16 protein-coding genes are annotated in these 18463 nt (G+C 56.6%); 15 read left to right on the plus strand and 1 reads right to left on the minus strand.

The genetic code is table 11. The features are described from left to right. Positions 1–79 (plus strand): IS3 family transposase (locus tag ACR0QW_RS08440; RefSeq protein ID WP_432642436.1); only part of this gene is annotated, 79 nt, incomplete at its 5' end. 97 nt (positions 80–176) lie between these two features. Here the strand turns inward: ACR0QW_RS08440 and ACR0QW_RS08445 are convergent. After that, positions 177–1220: a hypothetical protein gene (locus ACR0QW_RS08445; RefSeq protein WP_432643255.1), complete on the minus strand. Its 1044-nt coding sequence runs from the start codon at positions 1218–1220 to the stop codon at positions 177–179. A gap of 138 nt (positions 1221–1358) precedes the next feature. Here ACR0QW_RS08445 and ACR0QW_RS08450 point away from each other — a divergent pair, with 138 nt between their 5' ends. The 14 genes from ACR0QW_RS08450 to miaB all read left to right on the plus strand — a co-directional run. Then, positions 1359–4436 (plus strand): PD-(D/E)XK nuclease family protein, encoded by a 3078-nt coding sequence (locus tag ACR0QW_RS08450; protein ID WP_432643256.1) that lies wholly within the window; start codon positions 1359–1361, stop codon positions 4434–4436. After that, entirely contained in the window at positions 4437–7832 is a 3396-nt protein-coding gene (locus tag ACR0QW_RS08455; protein WP_432643257.1) for a UvrD-helicase domain-containing protein, read from the plus strand. It abuts the gene before it with no gap. Positions 7833–7857: 25 nt separating this feature from the next. After that, positions 7858–8523, plus strand: coding sequence for a metal-dependent hydrolase (locus ACR0QW_RS08460; protein WP_432643258.1), 666 nt, complete (start codon positions 7858–7860; stop codon positions 8521–8523). Between the two features lie 134 nt (positions 8524–8657). Beyond that, the gene (locus tag ACR0QW_RS08465) at positions 8658–10070 is read left to right on the plus strand and encodes a sodium:solute symporter family protein (RefSeq protein ID WP_432643259.1); all 1413 of its coding nucleotides are present in this window, start codon (positions 8658–8660) and stop codon (positions 10068–10070) included. A 91-nt stretch (positions 10071–10161) separates the two neighbouring features. Then, on the plus strand, positions 10162–11391 hold the full coding sequence (locus ACR0QW_RS08470) for a glucosaminidase domain-containing protein (protein WP_432643260.1): 1230 nt from the start codon (positions 10162–10164) through the stop codon (positions 11389–11391). Next, complete coding sequence (locus ACR0QW_RS08475; RefSeq protein WP_432643268.1) at positions 11391–11858, plus strand: tRNA (cytidine(34)-2'-O)-methyltransferase; 468 nt, start codon at positions 11391–11393, stop codon at positions 11856–11858. Before ACR0QW_RS08470 ends, ACR0QW_RS08475 begins: the two co-directional genes overlap by 1 nt. Continuing rightward, positions 11855–12217 (plus strand): 6-carboxytetrahydropterin synthase QueD, encoded by a 363-nt coding sequence (queD, locus tag ACR0QW_RS08480; RefSeq protein ID WP_432643261.1) that lies wholly within the window; start codon positions 11855–11857, stop codon positions 12215–12217. Before ACR0QW_RS08475 ends, queD begins: the two co-directional genes overlap by 4 nt. Beyond that, on the plus strand, positions 12214–12978 hold the full coding sequence (folE2, locus tag ACR0QW_RS08485; protein WP_432643269.1) for a GTP cyclohydrolase FolE2: 765 nt from the start codon (positions 12214–12216) through the stop codon (positions 12976–12978). Before queD ends, folE2 begins: the two co-directional genes overlap by 4 nt. A gap of 4 nt (positions 12979–12982) precedes the next feature. Continuing rightward, a complete protein-coding gene (gene folP / locus ACR0QW_RS08490) occupies positions 12983–14179 on the plus strand; it encodes a dihydropteroate synthase (RefSeq protein WP_432643262.1) in 1197 nt (398 codons plus the stop codon). Next, positions 14170–14661 (plus strand): 2-amino-4-hydroxy-6-hydroxymethyldihydropteridine diphosphokinase, encoded by a 492-nt coding sequence (folK, locus tag ACR0QW_RS08495; protein ID WP_432643263.1) that lies wholly within the window; start codon positions 14170–14172, stop codon positions 14659–14661. Before folP ends, folK begins: the two co-directional genes overlap by 10 nt. Before the next feature lie 3 nt (positions 14662–14664). Continuing rightward, positions 14665–15390 carry a hypothetical protein gene (locus tag ACR0QW_RS08500; RefSeq protein WP_432643264.1) on the plus strand — a complete coding sequence of 242 codons (726 nt, stop codon included), beginning with the start codon at positions 14665–14667 and terminating at the stop codon, positions 15388–15390. Between the two features lie 16 nt (positions 15391–15406). Continuing rightward, on the plus strand, positions 15407–16615 hold the full coding sequence (locus ACR0QW_RS08505) for a glycosyltransferase family 2 protein (RefSeq protein ID WP_432643265.1): 1209 nt from the start codon (positions 15407–15409) through the stop codon (positions 16613–16615). A 26-nt stretch (positions 16616–16641) separates the two neighbouring features. Next, a complete protein-coding gene (locus ACR0QW_RS08510) occupies positions 16642–16980 on the plus strand; it encodes a hypothetical protein (RefSeq protein WP_432643266.1) in 339 nt (112 codons plus the stop codon). Between the two features lie 306 nt (positions 16981–17286). Further along, a partial coding sequence (miaB, locus tag ACR0QW_RS08515) for a tRNA (N6-isopentenyl adenosine(37)-C2)-methylthiotransferase MiaB (protein ID WP_432643267.1) occupies positions 17287–18463 on the plus strand: 1177 nt, incomplete at its 3' end.

Raw genomic sequence — 18463 nt, forward strand, 5'->3', positions numbered from 1 at the left:
CTACAATGAGCAAAGGATTAAGGAAAGATTAGGTTGGAAGAGTCCTGTCCAATACAGACTCTCGCAACAGGCTGCATAAAAAAGTAACGAGATGGCACAACCATCTCGTTACTAAGGTCTAACTTTTTGGGGTCACATCAGAAGAAAGGAAACTTTATTTCTTCACAGTCTTCTTTTTACATGGTCAACGCAAAAATCTTGATTTCCACCAGCTTCGTCTGGGCGTTCCGTACATACGCCAGGATCCCTAATGTTTTCCCGTCGATGGGCGCCAGGCGGGCTACATTCAGATTGTCACCAAGCATCTTGGAACTGTTCAGGTTCCCCAGGTACGTGCCGTCCAGGGTCCAGAATTTCAACGTGAACCCGTCGGCTACGACCAGGTAGTTGTCCAGCACTGCCATATCGATCAGGTTGTAGATGGAATCCTTGTCGGTCTGGATAGGGCTGCCGAAGCTTTTCAGCAGTTTTCCCCGGGGAGTGAATGCATCCACCATGAACAGCCCGTTAGGCTTGACCCGTCCGCCGGCATAGATGGTCCCTTTGCCCGTGACCCGCACCTGGGTCAGTCCGCCGGTAAAGGGCTTCTTCCGGTTGTGCAGGAACGAGGGCTTGTTCTGCTCAAAAGCTCCGTCTTTGTACACAGCCAGGGTGAAGTTGTCATTCCCGTACAGGTATCCCTGGCTGCAGTCCGGCAAAAATTCTACTTTCGTGGCAGTGGTACTGCCCTTCAGGCTGATGATGTCGTTGCCGTTCCGCAGGGTGTGCAGGCCTTTCTTCACATACACCACATCATTGTTTCTGGCAATATTCACACTGAGGACCATTTTATCCTGGATGGTCATTGTGCCCTTGTCCCCGAAGCTGCGCAGAGGAAACAGGCTGCCGTCCTGGCTGGTAAAGGCCTGCACTGCCGTGGTTTCCCCATCCTGGCTGCGCAGGGCCAGGTAGAACTGGCTGTGATCCCGTACTGCAAAGCTCAGGATCTTGTCCACGTCGTAGCTGGTCAGCTCGGGGGTGTTGAACCGCTGCAGTTTCATGCGGGTCTTGCCCAGTTCTACGGTTTGTACGGGCTGGGGCTTCATATGGACAATCCGCAGCTGGATCTCTGTCCTGTAATTATACGCCGCAACTCCCGCAATCACCAGTACTGTCAGCAGCAGGAACAGTACCTTGTGGGAGAAACGGTGTTTTTTTTCTCGCTTTTCTGTTTCTGGCAAAACAGCCGACCTCCTTTGATTCCATTCTCTTAGTATACCATAAGCCCGGCCCGGGAGGCCAGTGACTGGCAGCCAAATGCAAAATACGCTACAATAAAGGAAGTGTTTGCGGAATTTTTTGATGAAAGGATGTTTGCCATGAGTGGTACGCTGTATTCCCTGTCCCTGGGAGGCTCCATGGAAGTTCCATTCCTGGAGGATGCGAAAAAACGCTCTTGGCGGGAGACCCTGATTTTGGTGCCCAACCGGTATTACAAACGGCGGATCGGGCAGCGGGGCATCGCCAGTGTGGATTCCATCGATAAACTGCCAAGGATGATTTTAAGGCATAACAATCTGAATGATTCGGTGCAGAGCATCAGGGTACCGGCCCAGAAAAGACTGCTGGAGGATGTGCTGGAATATTTCAAAGGCCGGCTCATTTATTTCGAGACCCTGGAAGACAGGAATGGATTCCGGGAAAATCTGCTGTCCCTGTTCAATGAATTTACCCGGAATGACCTGGAACCGGCCGAATTCGTACGGATCCTGTCCCAATGGAACCGGCAGGGATCCCTCCATGAGAAAGATCTGGAATTGGCTTCACTGTACCAGGGCTATTGCACGCTGATGAAGCAGAGAAAACCAGAACTGGTGGATCTGAGCCAGCTCTACGCCCGGGCGGCGAAAGTGCTGGAAGAGGGGGGCGTGGTACCCTGGAAAAAATGCTGCTTCATGGCCTTTTATCAGTTCAGTCCAGTCCAGCTGCGGCTGGTGAAAGCCCTGACGAAAGCCTGCGACGTGGATGTGGCCCTGTTCTACGATGCCAGGAGGCCGGGTCTGTCGGCGGTGACGGAAAAACTCCATGGTGATCTTCTGGGAGCGGGGTTTACCGAAGTGAAAGTGGACCAGCCACGGGACCTGCCGACTGACCTGGCTGCTTTCGACAGCCAGTGGGCTCCCGGCGTCCAGTGGGGGCAGCCGTCTGCGTCCATCCATCTGGGAGAAGGAAGCAGCCCGGAATCGGAAATCCGTCTGGCACTCACTTCCATCAAGGAAAAGCTCCAACATGGGGCTTCTCCCGATGAATTCGCACTCATTGTCCGGAAATTAGACGATTACCAGGGGCTGATACGGTCTTTTGCCCAGTACGGCATCCCCTGTCGGCTGCCCCGGGTCACGGGGATGGCCGGCCAGCCTTTGCCGGACTTTTTGACGAAGCTGCTGGCTGTAGCCACGGACCGGGAGAACCTGGCCAAATGGAAGGAGCTGTTGGGCTGCACCCTGATGGAACAGCTGTACGGAGTGGAACGGGCCAAACTGGAAGAAAAGTACAATGAACGGTATTTCGCTACGGCGGATGACTATCGTTTTTTCCTGGATCGCAACCAGATCATCAAGACGAAACAGGTGGTGCGAAAAGGTCAGAAAGGGCAGCAGGATCAGACGGTGACCCTCGACTTCTGGACACTGGTGGACTTTTTCCAGAAAGATCATACTCCCAGAGACTGGCAGGACGGCCTGAAACAGCAGCTGGAGGAATGGCAGCTGCTCCGGACCTGGGGAGAACTGTACAGAACAGGGCAGTCGGATCTGCTCCAGGGAAAGGTGCTGGGGCAGACTGTGGAATTCGTGGACAATACCCTGGACGATCTGGAAAGCAGCCTGGAACAGTGCGGCGAGCAGGATGATCCCCTGGAACCGAAGAAATTTCAGACGTTCTGGAAAGAGTCCCTGCAGGGGAAGACCATCACCCTGGAACAGGGGGCTCCCCGGGGCGTAGCGGTGCTGGAAGCCGGCTCTGTGGAAGGGGTGGATTTCCCCTACGTATACATCCTGGGACTGCGGGAGGGCCTGTTTCCGGCCATTAAAAGGGAAAGCTGGCTGTACAGCGACAAGGAACGGGCCATGCTGAATGCCCTGGGGCTGGAACTTTCTCTGACAGCCCGGGACCTGGAAACGGACCGGTATTTTTTCGGGTCGGCAGTGGCCCTGGCCACAAAGGAACTGTATCTCAGCTGGTACCGGGACGAGGAAGGGGGGGCCAGCTCCTATATCCAGGAATTGAAGAATTTTTATGAAGAGGACAGCCTTCCGGTCACGGTGTACCAGGATGGAACCGAAACCTGCGCCAGTAAGCCTCTTTTGGTCAACCTGCTGGCAGAGCAGTCCGAACTGGGCTCCAAAGAGGAAGGGTTCCTGCTGGATGAGGTGGGGCATGGCTTTTTGAAGCGGTGCAGGACAGTGACTGCACGCTGGGAAGGGAAGAGTAGCCCCTGGAACGGACAGGTGGAAACGGAGACAATCCCGGATCTGAAACCGCCTCTGCATCTTTCGGCCAGCAGCCTGGACAGTTATCTGCAGTGCCCCTTTGCCATGCTGGTGGAGCGGTACTGGAAGCTGCAGCCCTGGCAGGAACGGACGGCCTGGCCCACACCGGATGTGGTGGGGAACCTGCTGCATCAGACCCTGGCCACTTTCCTGGGTGCTCATCTGGATCAGTCCCTGGAAGGCGTTTCGGAAAAACAGCTGCAGCAGGAATTGACACAGATTTATGAGTCTGTTTTCCAGAAGCAGGCAGGGGAGGGGAAAATCCCCCAGAGCCCGCTGCTCTCCCACATCCGTCAGGTGTACGGCAGCTGGCTATCCACCTGGCTCCATCAGGAAGTGGGCTACCAGAAGCAGGACAGGCTGAACCTGCAGCCTCATGCCCTGGAATGGGCCTTTGGGCGCAAGGGCAGTCCCTGGCCGTCGCTGGTCCGGAAAGTGGATGGAAAGGATGTATACTTCTCCGGCCAGATCGACCGGATCGACAAAAACGGGGATACCTATATGGTACTTGACTACAAAAGTGGCCTGCCGCCTACAGGCGGTGATCTGGTCCGGGGCAAAGTGGTGCAGCTGCCGCTGTATATCGAAGCCCTGGAGAAACTGGGGAAAGTACCCCGGAAGCAGATTCTGGGCGGGGGCTACTGTGCCCTGCGGAGCGGAGAACGTACCGGGGGCCTTTGGGATGCTGCGGTAAAGGAAAAACACCCCTGGATGGCGCGGAAGCGTCCCCCGGATCTGGATGCAGTGCTGGATGTGGCGGACCAGTCCATTACGAAGGTGGTACAGGGGCTGCGCCAGGGCCAGTTCCCGGCCAGCCCCGGCGGCACCTGTCCGGCCTGGTGCCCGGCGAAGGACATCTGCCGGATTTCGGAAAATCCCAATCTGCTGGAACAGGAGGAAGAGTAAATGCCCAATTTTACACCACAGCAGGAACAGGCCATTAAGACCCTGGACCGGAATGTATCTGTGTCCGCCGGAGCCGGTTCGGGCAAGACCCGGGTACTGGTGGAACGGTTCCTGAAAATCCTGGAGGAGCGGAAGGCCGAGGTGCTGCAGGCGAAAGAATTGAATCAGATCACCCAGGCCCCGATACTGGAGATTTTGGCTATCACCTTTACCCGGAAGGCGGCTCGGGAAATGCGGGAACGGGTGCAGAAAGGCATCCGGGAGCGGCTGGCCGGGGTAACGGACCCGGCCAGCAAGGCCTACTGGCAGCAGCAACTGCAGCTGGCTGACCGGGCGCCCATTACCACTATTGACAGCTTCTGCTCCCAGGTGCTGCGGGAAAATCCGGTGGAAGCCGGACTGGATCCCGACTTCCAGGTGCAGGAGGAATTCCGGATCAGGGCTTTTCAGGAAACCGCCACGGAAACTTTTGTGGCTGGAGAGATACAGAAGGACTCAGAGGAAATCCGGGGCCTTCTGGAACTGTATCCGGCCCGGCAGCTCTGCGGCATGCTGCTGGGGCTGATGGATGTCCTGCCGGATATTGCAAGGGAAGGGGAACTGGCGGCGCCCTATCAGTCAGACCTGGAAAGCGAAACAGAGCAGCAGATCAAAGTAGAGGGGTGCCTGGATGCGCTGCTGGATGCCCGGGATCAGGCCGGTCCCAAGGCCCGGCAGCAACTGGATATCCTGCAGGATGAGCGGGATGCCCTCCACAATCTGATCGATGACAGACAGTACAGCGGGTTCCAGAACCGGCTGAAAGGCCTGCGGGCGGCTGGCAAGATCAAGGACCTTGTCAATGAATTGAAGGAAGCCATCGGCAGCCTGACCGTCCTGGCCCTTGATCAGGCCGGAGCGGAGCAGGCCCGGTGGTGGCAGGCTCTCCTGACCCGGTATCAGGCTTTCCTGCTTGCCCAGGAGGAACAGCAGGAAATCTACAGCTTTGGCTATCTTTCGGCCAGGGCTGTGGAACTGCTGGAAAAGGAACCTGTGGTATGCCGGCGTTATCAGACCCAGTTCAGGTATGTGATGGTGGATGAATTCCAGGATACCAACGATGAGCAGAAAAAGCTGGTATATCTGCTCTGCGGCGGTGACAGCAGGGAACTGAAAGGGAAGAATCTGTTCGTAGTAGGGGATGCCAAGCAGTCCATCTATCGGTTCCGGGGTGCTGATGTGAGCGTGTTCCACCAGGTGCGGGAAGACATTGCCAGGACCGGCGGCGTGAATATCGTCATGGATGATAACTTCCGGTCGGCTCCGGAGATCATTACGGCCTGCAATACCCTGTTCGACGACCTTCTGGGCCATGATGACAAATCCGACGTGACGGCCCAGCCCCTGAAGGCTCATCAGGCCCCCAGCGCCAAACCGGAATTCATTGTGCTGAAGAAGGGAGACTGCAGCCAGCCCCAGTGTCAGCAGGCGGAAGGCCGGGTGGTGGCCGGGAAGATCCGGCAGCTGATAGCCGATCATCCGGACCTGCACTACGGGGATGTAGCCATTTTGCTGCCTGCCATCCATCTGTCCCGGCAGTATGAGGAGGCTCTGACAGCCCTGGGCATCAAAAGCCAGGTCAGCGATGGCAAGGGCTTTTATGACCGGCCGGAGGTAGTGGATCTGATCAACCTGCTGACAGTACTGCTGAATCCCCGGAAGGAGTGGGCCCTGGCCGGGTTCCTGCGTTCGCCTTTTGTGGGACTGCCGGATGACGAAATCACGGATATGGTGCGGAAGCACTGGCCGGAACTGGGCTTGAGAAAGAGCATCCATGAAAAACTGGAACTCAGCGCCCTGGACGGGAAACTGGAACGGCTGCAGCAACTGGCGGACAATCTGAGCCTGCCGGAGCTGCTGGACGCCATCCAGGAGGCCTTTGCCCTGGAACCCACTCTGCTGCGCCAGAAAGGCGGCCGGGAAAAACTGGCCAACTATCGGAAACTGCGTGCCATGGCGGTGAATGATGCCATGGAAAAAGGCAGTACAGCCCGGGATTTCCTGGCCCGGCTGAATCTGATGCGCAGCCTTTCAGCCCGGGAAAGTGCCGCCAACCAGGAGGACGATCCGGATGCGGTGAAGATCATGACCATCCACAAATCCAAAGGACTGGAATTTCCGGCGGTGTTTCTGCCGGATCTGTCCAGGAAGGATCCCTCCGATACTCTTGGGCTGCAGTTCCTGCCCAAAATCGGATTTGGGGTACGGGTGCCCGACGGTCAGGGTGGGATGGAGCCCACCTCGGTGTATACGAAGGTCCGGGAGGAACGCCGGAAACTGGAATATGCGGAAAAACACCGGCAGCTGTATGTAGCCATGACCCGGGCAGAGAAATATCTGTATCTGGTGAATGTGGATGTCACCAAAGAGGATAAAAAAGGCAGTACCCCTGCTCATGAGAAGTGGGGGCAGGCCATCCAGCGGGTATTTGGTCCGGAGGGGCCCAACGGGGATCAGATGGTCAGCGAGGAACTGGACGTGGAGGAAGTCCTGGGACAGGATGACGGAGGCTCGGCTGGCATTGAAACACCGGCCTTTACGTTGGATCCGGCGGTATATGAACGGATCCAGCCTGTGACCGTACCCCGGGACCTGGTCCTTTCAGCCAGTGCCCTGCTGGAATATGACAATTGCCCCCGGAGTTTTTACTACCATTATGTACAGCAGATGCCGGGTATGGATCCGGAAATCGTGGGAACCGGCACCGGCCGGATTTCCGCCATCCAGCTGGGGACGTATGTACACAGGGTGCTGGAGCTGCAAGAAAAGAGACGGACCAGGGAGGAAGCCCTGGAACAAGCCCTGGACGTACTGGACGAGGAGGATGCTGACGAGAAAAGTGCCGTGACCCTGGCCAGGAAAGCCACGTTCAAACGGGAAGGGAAGACGCTGGTGGACCAGTACTGCAGCAGTCCTCTTTTCCAGACCATTGCCGGGCAGAAAGCCCAGGCGGAAGTGGGGTTCGAACTGCCGCTGTATACTTTTGACGGCGGCAACGTGGTGTTCAAGGGCAGCATCGACCGGCTGGTGGATCTGGGAAATGGCCAGCTGGGCATCGTGGATTACAAGACAGGCCATCCGCCCGCAGGAGGCGAGGAGCGCCAGGGGTATACCCGGCAGCTCACCATCTACGCCAAAGCGGCGGAAACGCTGGAGCCGGGTAAAAAAGTTGCCTGGGCAAGGCTCCACTTCCTGCAGGACTGCAGTTCCTGGGAACTGGGAAACAGGGCCCAGGGAGAGAAAAAACTGGAACAGCTGCTGCAAAAACTGATACAATATAAAAATGAAGATCAGTTCCCGGCAGTGAAAACCGGCTGCAGGTTCTGTCCGTATGGTTATTTTTGCAGAAAAGAATAAATGTCAGATTCAAGGAGGGCTTTCCATGTTACACTTCCATTATATCCATCATTCGGCTTTCACCCTTTCGGACGGCAAAACCACGCTGCTGTTCGATCCCTATCTGGACGGCAATCCGGAAGGCTTGAAACCTTCTGATGTGAAGGCGGATGCAATCTTTGTGTCCCATTACCACGGAGACCATCTGGGGTCCGCCTACGAAATCGCCAAAGCCAATGACGCTATGATCATCTCCACGGCGGAAATCGCCAATGATGCGGCCAGTTACGGCCTGCGCTCCCATGCCATGCATCTGGGCGGTACCCACGCCTTTCCCTTCGGGCGGGTGCGCCTGACCCCGGCTTTCCACGGCAGCGGCATTGCAGGCGGCCATGCCTGTGGCTTCATCGTGGAATTCGGGGGTAAAACCGTCTACTTTGCCGGTGACACCAGCGTGTTCGGTGATATGGCCCTTTTATCCCGTCTGGAGAAAATCGACTATGCCCTGCTGCCCATCGGTGACAATTTTACCATGGGGCCCAAAGATGCCCGGATGGCCGCTGAACTTTTGCAGGTGCCCGTGGTGATTCCCATCCATTACAATACCTGGCCGATCATTGCCCAGGATCCGGAAGCCTTCAAGGCCGACGTGGAAGCTTCCACCCACTGCAAAGTGTGGGTGGTCAACCCGGGGAGCGCCGTAGAACTGTAGAAACAATGCAAGGGAACCGTCCGATTCATTCCACTTTCAGCAACTTTCCTTTACAATACCCCTGAAGTAAAGTACAATGGAAATTGTTGAATTCCCGTAGAACCTTTATTAACTACTTTTTGGGGGTAATTTTGTTGAATTGGTATCTGACGGTTATTATCGGGTATGCATTTTTATTGATCCTGCTGGGCCATCTGGTGGGGAAGCACGTCAAGGGGGCGTCCGATTTCTTTGTGGGCGGCCGTTCCTTTGGTGCGGGACTGCTGTTCACCACGCTGATCGCGGCCAATTTGGGGGCCGGGTCCACGGTGGGCGTCACCGGGCTGGCCTATAAGTTCGGGGCCTCCAGCTGGTGGTGGATCGGCTGCAGCGGCCTGGGATCCCTGATCCTGGCCTACATCGTAGGGCCCGCTGTGTGGCGGGTGGCCCGCAGACACAACCTGTACACCATGGGGGATTATCTGGACCTGCGGTACGGACGTCCCTTCCGGGGCGTAACGTCCACCATGATGGCCATTGGCACCCTGGCCCTGTTTTCCGGTCAGCTGCTGGGCATCGCATGGATCCTGAACGTGGTGGCCGGCGTGGAGAAACTGTATGGGATCATCATCGCGGCAATGGTGGTGACATTGTATTTCTCAGCCGGGGGCATCAAGAGTGCGGCCATCGTGAATATCATCGAACTGATCGTGATTTTATTGGGCTTCTGTGTGGCCACTCCCTTTGCCCTGCAGTATGTAGGGGGCTGGGAAGGACTCCAAACGGCCGTGGCGGCCCACAAGGACGCTGTAGCCGCCGCAAGGTATTTCTCCTGGGACGGCATGGGAACTACGGCCATCCTGGGATATTTCCTGATGCTGACTCCGGCCTTCTGCATCAGCCCGGGTCTGATCGGCAAGGTGTATGCGGCCAAAGATGAGAAAGCCGTACGCAGAGGGACGCTGTGGAACGGCATCGTGCAGCTGCTGTTCGCCTTTCTGCCCACCATCATCGGCATGTGCGCCTATGCGGCGTTCCCCGACCTGGGCAACCAGGAATTCGCCCTGCCCAAGGCCATGAAGGAAATGATGCCTTTCGGCATTTCGGCCCTGGCTCTGGCGGCCATCTTCGCCGCCGAAGTGAGTACCTGTGATACGGTGCTGTACATGCTGGCTACCAGCCTTTCCAAGGACCTGTACCAGACTTTCTTCCGTCCGGATCTGAATGATGCGGGATTGCTGAAAGTGAGCCAGAAACTGACCGTGGTCTGCGGCATCCTGGGCATCTTCATCGCCTATTATATGGCCAACATCATCACAGCCCTGGCTATTTTTTACAGCCTGATGACCGTGTCCCTGGCTGCTCCGTTCCTGTTCGGCCTGTTCGATAAGAAGGCATCTACCAAAGGGGCATTTGCCTCCGCCGTCATCGGTGTGGCTGTGGTGCTGGGGCTGAAGATCTTCAACGGCGGCAAAGGCATCGGCATCCTGAATGCCACCAGCCTGGGTATCCTGGTAGCTGCAGTGATCATGCTGGTGAGCCTGTGGGTGGTACCGAAAAAAGAGTGATTGGCAGGGGCGCACCAGTGGGGGCGCCCCTGCCATTTCCTGAAAATACCCACTGTACACTGAAATTTTTTTTCTTAGGAGTATACAACCATTGAAAACCAACCAGAAACGTTTCCTGCTGGGGCTTTTTACGGCGGCTGTACTGCTGCCGGGTTCTGTATCCGCAGCTCCTTCAAAGGCCGTCATGGCACCCAGAGCTTCTGCCGTGGAACCGGTTTCCCTGGATGAGGACGAACCCGCTGCCGGTACCAAACCGGCCCGGGTGAAGGCGGCCAAAGTCCATAAGGAACACCGGAAACAGCAGGAAACCATGGAGAAAACTGAACAAACTGACCGGAACGTCACCAATGGCAGCAAAAGCTTCCTGGAACGGCTGCGGGATACGCTCCGGGGCCATTCCGATACAGAATCCCCGGCAGAAACCAAACTGGAAGCGAAGCCGGCCACGCTGGAAAAAACTGCCAAACCGGAAAAGTCTCCCAGAGCGGAGAAACCGTCCAAACCGGCCAAAGAAAAACCGGTGAAACCGGAAAAACAGGCTCCGTCTGTGGATGATTCCAAACTGGGGCCGGCGGATCCGGACAGCCTGGTGATCCGCAAGGGCATGATTTCCGTCACCGGTGAAAAAATGCAGCTGCCGGCCTATTACAATCCGGACAAGTTGCTGAAACTGGAAAACCAGGATAAGGTGGTGGAGGATCCCAGCCTGAAGATCATCGTGAATGCTCTGACCACTACGGCAAAACTGTGGAACCTGCCGGCCAATTACCAGCAGGAACCCATCGCCGGTCCCGGAGAAGTTACCCGGGATCAGGCCGTGATCCTGCTGCGGCGTTTCAATCAGAACCTGCCCATCAAGGCCACTCCGGAACAGATCGTGGATCTGTATTATCAGGAAGCCAGCCGGGAAGGACTGCGCTGGGACGTGGTATTCTGTCAGGCCCTGCTGGAAACCGGGTTCTTCCGCTTCGGCGGTACCGTGGTTCCCGAGCAGAACAATTTCTGCGGCCTGGGCACCACCAGCGCCTCCGTGCGGGGGGCCTATTTTGCTACGCCCCGGGACGGGGTGCGGGCCCATGTGCAGCATCTGATGGCCTATACTACTGCCCGGCTTCCCCAGACCCCAGTGATCGATCCCCGGTACTATCTGGTCTATAAACCAAAGCTGCAGAACCGCAGCTTTTTCACCTGCTGGTCCCAGCTGAACGGCAAATGGGCCACGGGCAGTTACTATGCGGAAAAGATCCTGAACCTGCATGAACAGATGAAACAGATCGTTGCCATCAGCGGCACCGATTGGGATGGAGGCCTTTTGAAATGATGCATGTTGTACTGGTAGAACCGGAAATCCCCGGCAACACCGGAAACATCGCCCGCCTGTGTGCGGCCACCGGAGCTTCGCTGCATCTGGTGCGTCCCCTGGGTTTCTCAGTGGACGATAAATACCTGAAACGGGCCGGGCTGGATTACTGGCACCTGGTGGATGTCCATTACTATGATTCGGTAGAGGAAGTGCTGGCCGAATTTCCGGATCATCCCCGGTTCCTTTTGACCACCCACGCCCACAAATCTTACAGCCGGGTCCATTACGGCCCGGATTCCCTGCTGATTTTCGGCAAGGAAAGCGCCGGGCTGCCGGAATCCTTCCGCAGTGCCCATGAGGATGAGTGTGTACGCATCCCCATGATCAGCGAAGCCCGGTCTCTGAATCTGGCCAACTCGGTAGCCATTGTGCTGTACGAAGCCTTACGACAGAATGATTTTGATCTCCAGGAGGGAACCATATGATCTGCATTAAGGAATTCGAGTTCGATGCGGCCCACTATCTGCCCAATTATCACGGCAAATGCGAGCATCTCCATGGACACACCTATAAACTGGTGGTAAAAGTGGAAGGCCGTCCCGATGAAGAGGGTATGGTATTGGATTTTGTCCAGTTCAAACATACAGTGAACGAGCTGGTGGTGGATAAACTGGATCACCACTGCCTGAACGATATCCTGCCCAACCCGTCGGCGGAAAACATTGCCGTATGGGTGTGGAAGCAGCTCCATGACGTATTGCATGGGCCCAACTACGCCCTGTACGAGGTCCAGGTATGGGAAACGAAGACCAGCGGCATCGTGTACAGAGGTGAAGTATGCTGAAAGACGTACAGGCCCAGAAAGATCAACGGAATATTGCCCTGAAACATGTGGGCATCAGGAATCTGCGCTGGCCCATCGTGCTGGCTGACCGGGAGAAGGGCACCCAGCCCACGGTGGCCACGGTGAGCCTGGCCGTGGATCTGCCACGGGAGCAGCGGGGGACCCACATGAGCCGGTTCGTAGAATGCCTGAAACAGGTGGGACCCATCCGTCCTTTTGAACTGGAACAGGTACTGGATGCATTGAAGCATAAGCTGGAAGCCCAAAAGGCCGTGCTGTGGTTCGACTGTCCCTATTTCATTACCAAGAAAGCCCCGGTGAGCGGCATCGAAAGCTATCTGGACGTGGACTGTCACTTCCGGGCGGAAAAAGGGGAGACTTTTTCCCTGGAGGTGGGTGTGGATGTTCCCATCCATACCCTGTGCCCTTGTTCCAAGGAAATCAGCAGGTATGGAGCTCACAACCAGCGGGCCTGGGCGAAGATGCGTATCCGCAGCACCCGGCCTGTGTGGATCGAAGAACTGGTGGCTATGGCGGAGAAGGGGGCTTCCACACCTCTGTATTCCCTGCTGAAGCGGCCGGACGAGAAATGCGTCACGGAGATGGCCTACGAAAATCCCAGGTTCGTAGAAGACGCCGTGCGGGAAATCGCCCTGCAGCTGGAGGCTGATGACCGTATCGACTGGTATGAAGTCACTGTGGAAAGCGAAGAGAGTATCCATAATCACAACGCTTTTGCAACTGTAGAAAAAGAGGTGTAATGCCATGTATCTGTCCATTCCCGCAGCGCGGATCCGTTTTGAAATGGAAAAAATGGATGTCCATCCCGTGGGCATCGAACTGATGGCTCCTAAGGCCGATGTGCAGCCTCTGAAGCTGTTCAAGGTGCGCACTCCGGCAGCCAACATCATCAAACAGGAAATGCTGGCTCTTGACGGGGACTGTGTGACGCCCCGGGATGTGGTGAACGGGGCCCTGGCCGAAGCAGATATCATCCTTCTGGGGAACGTCCGGCAGTATCGGCTGCTCATCAAAAAACTGGCCACCATGGCCAACTGGTTCGGTATCCAGAAAGTGATGGATGATCTGTGGGAATTCCTGCAGAAGCAGGAACCGGTGACTGTGCTGGCTGACGGCCGGAAGCTGACGTATGAGAAGCTGCGGGTCATGGGCATCTTGAACGTAACACCGGATTCCTTCTATGCCGGCAGCCGGATCAGCGGGGAAAAAGCCCTGCTGGAACGGGCCGGGGATATGCTCCAGGAGGGGGCGGACCTGCTGGACATCGGCGGGGAATCCACCCGGCCGGGAGCCGACCCTGTTTCTCCTGAAGAGGAAATCCGCAGAGTAACCGGGGCCCTGAAGCTGCTGCGGAAAGAATTCCCCAAGGCCGTCCTCAGCGTGGACACGTACCATGCGGATACAGCGGAAGCAGCGCTGGAGGCTGGGGCGGATATCATCAACGATGTAACTGCAGGTACCGGCGACGGGAACATGCTGAACGTGGCAGGCCGGGCCAAGGCACCGATGGTGCTCATGCATATGCGGGGTACGCCCAAGACCATGGTCACGGCAGAAAATAAACAGTATCATAATGTCGTGGGCGATGTGGCCCAGTACCTGCTGGACCGGGTGGATGCCTGCGCCGCCGTGGGGCTGGGGAAGGACAAGCTGATCCTGGATCCGGGCCTGGGCTTTGCCAAGGACGTGCAGGGCAACCTGGCTCTGTGCAACGGCCTGGCGGAACTGACAGGCCATGGCATGCCGGTGCTTCTGGCCGGCAGCCGCAAAGGGTTCATCGGGGAAGTGCTGGGCGGACTGCCTGCCAGTAATCGTCTGGAAGGCACCATGGCGCTCTCTGCCTGCGCCGTGTACGCCGGGGCCCAGCTGGTCCGGGTCCATGACGTGAAGCAGAATGTGCGGCTCATCCGCATGCTGGAGGCGATCCGGGCATGCCAGTAGCTTACATTGCCCTGGGCAGCAACCTGGGAGATAAGGAACAGAATCTGAAGCAGGCCCTGGAGCGGCTCCAGATGCACGGGATGCGGGTAATGGCCGTATCCCCCTGGATTACCACGGAACCCTACGGGGTGACGGATCAGCCCGACTTTTTGAACGGAGCGGCCAAAGTGGAGTGGGACGGCGATGCCGAAAGCCTGCTCCATACGCTGCTGGGGGTGGAACAGGAAATGGGACGTCAGCGGAAACGCCACTGGGGTGAGCGGAACATCGATCTGGATCTGCTGTTCTTTGGCGATCAGGTCCTCCATACCGACGACCTGAACCTGCCCCATCCCGACATGGCCAACCGGAGCTTCGTGCTGGAGCCCCTGTGTGCCGTCGGGCAGGACGTGGTCCATCCGGTGCTGAAAAAAACCGTACGGGAGCTGTGGCAGGCGCTCCGGGAAAAAGAACGAAAAACAAAACAGGAAAGCAGGGAATAGAACATGCGAGATCGTTTGAAGACAGGGATAGTCCTGGTTCTTCTCTATACCATTTTATTTGCCATTTCAGAATTCGTACAGATCGTACCGGGGCTGAGCGGCCTGCGGCTGGCAGGTATGCTCTCCGTACCCTACGGGCTGATCTTCGGCCGGCTGGGAGCCATTTCTGCGGCCCTGGGTGCGGCCCTGGGCATGCTGGTCACCGGGGGCAACTCCAATTTCATCCCCATCGAACTTTTGGGTGCCCTTTTGGCAGCTTATCTGCCCTTCCGGGTATGGCAGGGCATGCGCAGTCCCCAGGAACCCTATCTGTGCGTGGAAGATGAACGGACCGGCATGATGTACTTTGTGCTGAGTGTGATCGGCACCGTGCCTCTGGCCGTGTTTCCGGCAGTGGGCGGCGACCTGTACAAGATCGTACCCTTTCCGGCTTCTTATCCGAAGATTTTCCTGGCCAGCCTGGTGTGTACTGTGATCGGCGGATTTATCGTGTATCTGTTTGCGGCTCCCCGTATGTTCCGGGGCGTCGGGGAAGCTCTGTGGAACCGGATCAGGGACTCCAAGGGCACTACCCGGAACCTGGCTGTGGCCATGATCCGGATTACCTTTACGGGAGGTTTTGTGGGCCTGGGACTGGCCTTCATCTTCCCCAATGAATTCGAACTGATCATTGTGGAATACGTGATGGGCATCTTTGCAGCCATCCTGTTCATCCTGACAGCTGTGTAACTTGTAAGAGGGAATTATGTACGGACTGACATTACTCATCCAGGTGGTGCTGCTGTTCACGTTTTTGTGGACCTGCGCCACCGTGGGGCTGGGGCTGGTGACCCGGAAGAAGCCGCGGCCGGTGGTGGCGGGGCCCAGTACTTTTGCGGTGCTGGTCTGCGCCCATAACGAAGAAGCGGTGGTGGGAAAGCTGCTGCATGCCCTGGAGGAGCAGGATTATCCCAAAGAGCGGGTGCACGTGTTCCTCATGGCGGATCACTGCGATGACCGCACTGCAGAGATGGGGCGCCAGTTCGAACGGGTGACCGTCCTGGAGCGCAACGATGGGCCCCGCACCGGCAAGGGCGCTGTGCTGAACTGGGGCATTCCCCTGATCCTGAAGCAGTACGGCGGCCAATTTACCCATATGGTGATCTTCGATGCAGACAATGTGCCTGATAAGGGCTTCCTGTCTGCCTTGGACGACAGCTTTCGCCATGGGGCCCGGCTGGTGCAGGGGAACCGGCTGCCGCTCAATCCCTATGACAACCTGATTACCCAATGGTACAGCATGTACTGGCTCAGTGTGGATGTATTCAGCAAACCCAAATACAATGTGGATCTGCCGGCCATTGTATCCGGCACGGGCTTCGGCTTCGATGTGGAATTGCTGGAACCGGAGGGCTGGCAGACCAGCACCATCGTGGAAGATATGGAATTCTCCATGCAGCAGAATTTCAAGGGCGTGTTCTCGGAATACCAGGACAGGGCCCGGTTCTACGATGAGCAGCCGGTAACGCTCAAAGCCATGGTGAGCCAGCTGCGGCGCTGGATGACAGGAAACTACGAGATCGCCCGGCTGTACTGGCGGCGGTGGCTGCGTCACTTCAGAGCCAAACCGGATGTGCGACTCATCGATAACTTTGTGCCCATGCTCATGTGCGTGGTATTCGGGTTCTACTTTCTGGGCAATGTGGCCTGGTGGGTGGAACGGGTGCTGAACGGACTGCCCATGATGCATCTGAAAGACATCCTGTGGTGGTGCATGCTGTATGTCCTCAGTCTGATCATGGGATGGAACTCTGTACGTGGCGGGGAGCTGAGCGTCGGGAAAATGCTGCCCGGCATCCTGACGGGAGGCTTTTTCTGTATCTTTCTGTCCCTGATCGCCGTGTACTCCCTGTGCAGGCCCCAGCGGAAGTGGATCCCCATCGCCCATGTTCACAAGGGCGGTCCGGAAGTGTGAAACTGTTTTGCCAAGGAGGGAACGACATGAAAAAATTGCGTGTAGGCCTTCTGACCTTTCTCCTGTGCCTTTTGACACTTTGTGCTGGAAGCAGCGTGCTGGCTTCCAGCGCCGTAAGTCCGGACGGGACGTTCAACGGTATCCGCCTGTGCGGCAAAGTGCGGGTGGTGGAATATAATCCGGATATCCGGGTGCAGGTGGTGACCAGTTTTCCGGATTTAAAGGTAAAAGTGGTGGATCATTTTCCGAACGAAATCGGGGAATGGCAGTTCGTGGAGTACGGAGAAGATTTCACCGTGCAGTTTGTGACCAGTTTCCCGGACATCAGGATCAAGTACGTGACCAGTTTCCCGGGAGTGGATTAGATACCATAAGGGCTGTGAAGAAATGAAAGTCCATTCCTTCACAGCCCCTTTTTTATCGAATATCATACGGCATAGTCTCGTAGGGGTCTGCCAAGATTTTTGCCGCCGGCAAAATATCGTCCGGCAGACTCGTTCCTATTTGGTTTGAGAAATCCGATATATTGTGGTTGTCATTTTTTCTCTCATATCATCCCGCAACAAGACTGCTCTGGCATAAAACATATGGACTTTTCCTTGTCCAAAGGTTACAATAAAGTATTGACGATAAACGAACAGATTTTCAACAGGAGAGGAACCTATAACCTTATGACCAAGCATTACACCATTTTGAACTATGGCTGCCAGATGAATGAAAGCGACTCGGAACATTATGCCGGACAGCTTTCGGATCTGGGGTATCATTATACGGAAGATTACCACGATGCGGATGTGATCCTGATCAACACCTGCTGCGTCCGGGAAAGCGCGGAAAAGAAGATCCTGGGCAAAATCGGGGAAATGAAGCAGGTGAAGCGGGAGGATCCCAGTAAGGTCCTGTGTGTCACGGGCTGCATGGCCCAGAAAGACGGGGAAGCGTTCCTGAAGAAGTATCCCCAGGTAGACCTTCTCATCGGCACGGCCCATGTGAATAACTTCAGCGCCATCCTGCAGGATTACCTGGCCCAGACCCATCGGAAATCGGGTATGTTCAATGACCTCACCGTCATGCCCCGGGAATTCGAGGGCCACTTTGTGCGCAAGAGCAGTTATGCGGCCTGGGTTCCCATTATGTACGGCTGCAACAATTTCTGCACCTACTGCATCGTGCCCTATGTACGGGGCCGGGAACGGAGCCGCAGTGCGGAGGCCATCTGTAACGAGATCCGCAGCGCTGCAGCCCAGGGCTACCGGGAATTTACCCTGCTGGGACAGAATGTAAACTCCTACGGCAAGGACCGGGGGGACGTCCATGCCTTTGCCGATCTGCTGCGCCAGGTGGATGCCATTCCCGGGGTGGAACGGGTCCGCTACATGACCAGCCATCCCCGTGACATGAGTGAGGAACTGGTCCGCACGGTGGCGGAAAGCAAACATGTGTGTCATCATTTCCACATCCCCGTCCAGTCGGGGAGCACCCGGATCATGCAGGCCATGAACCGGGGCTATACGAGGGAGTCCTATCTGAAATTGGTGGACACCATCCGGAAATACGTGCCGGATGCCACGCTGACCACTGACATCATCGTGGGCTTCCCGGGGGAGACTGAAGAAGATTTCGAGCAGACCTTGAGCCTGTTCGATGAAGTGAGCTACGATGCGGCGTACACCTTTATTTATTCCAGACGTTCCGGGACTCCGGCGGCGAAAATGGAAGACCAGGTGCCTCTGGCGGTAAAGAAAGACCGTCTGAACCGGCTGATGGAACTCCAGAACCGCCACAGCCTGAAACACAACCAGAAACTGGTGGGGCAGACCCTTCCTGTGATGGTGGAGGGCCTGAGCC

Source organism: Acidaminococcus sp., from assembly GCF_050873445.1.
Classification (GTDB): Bacteria; Bacillota; Negativicutes; order Acidaminococcales; family Acidaminococcaceae; genus Acidaminococcus.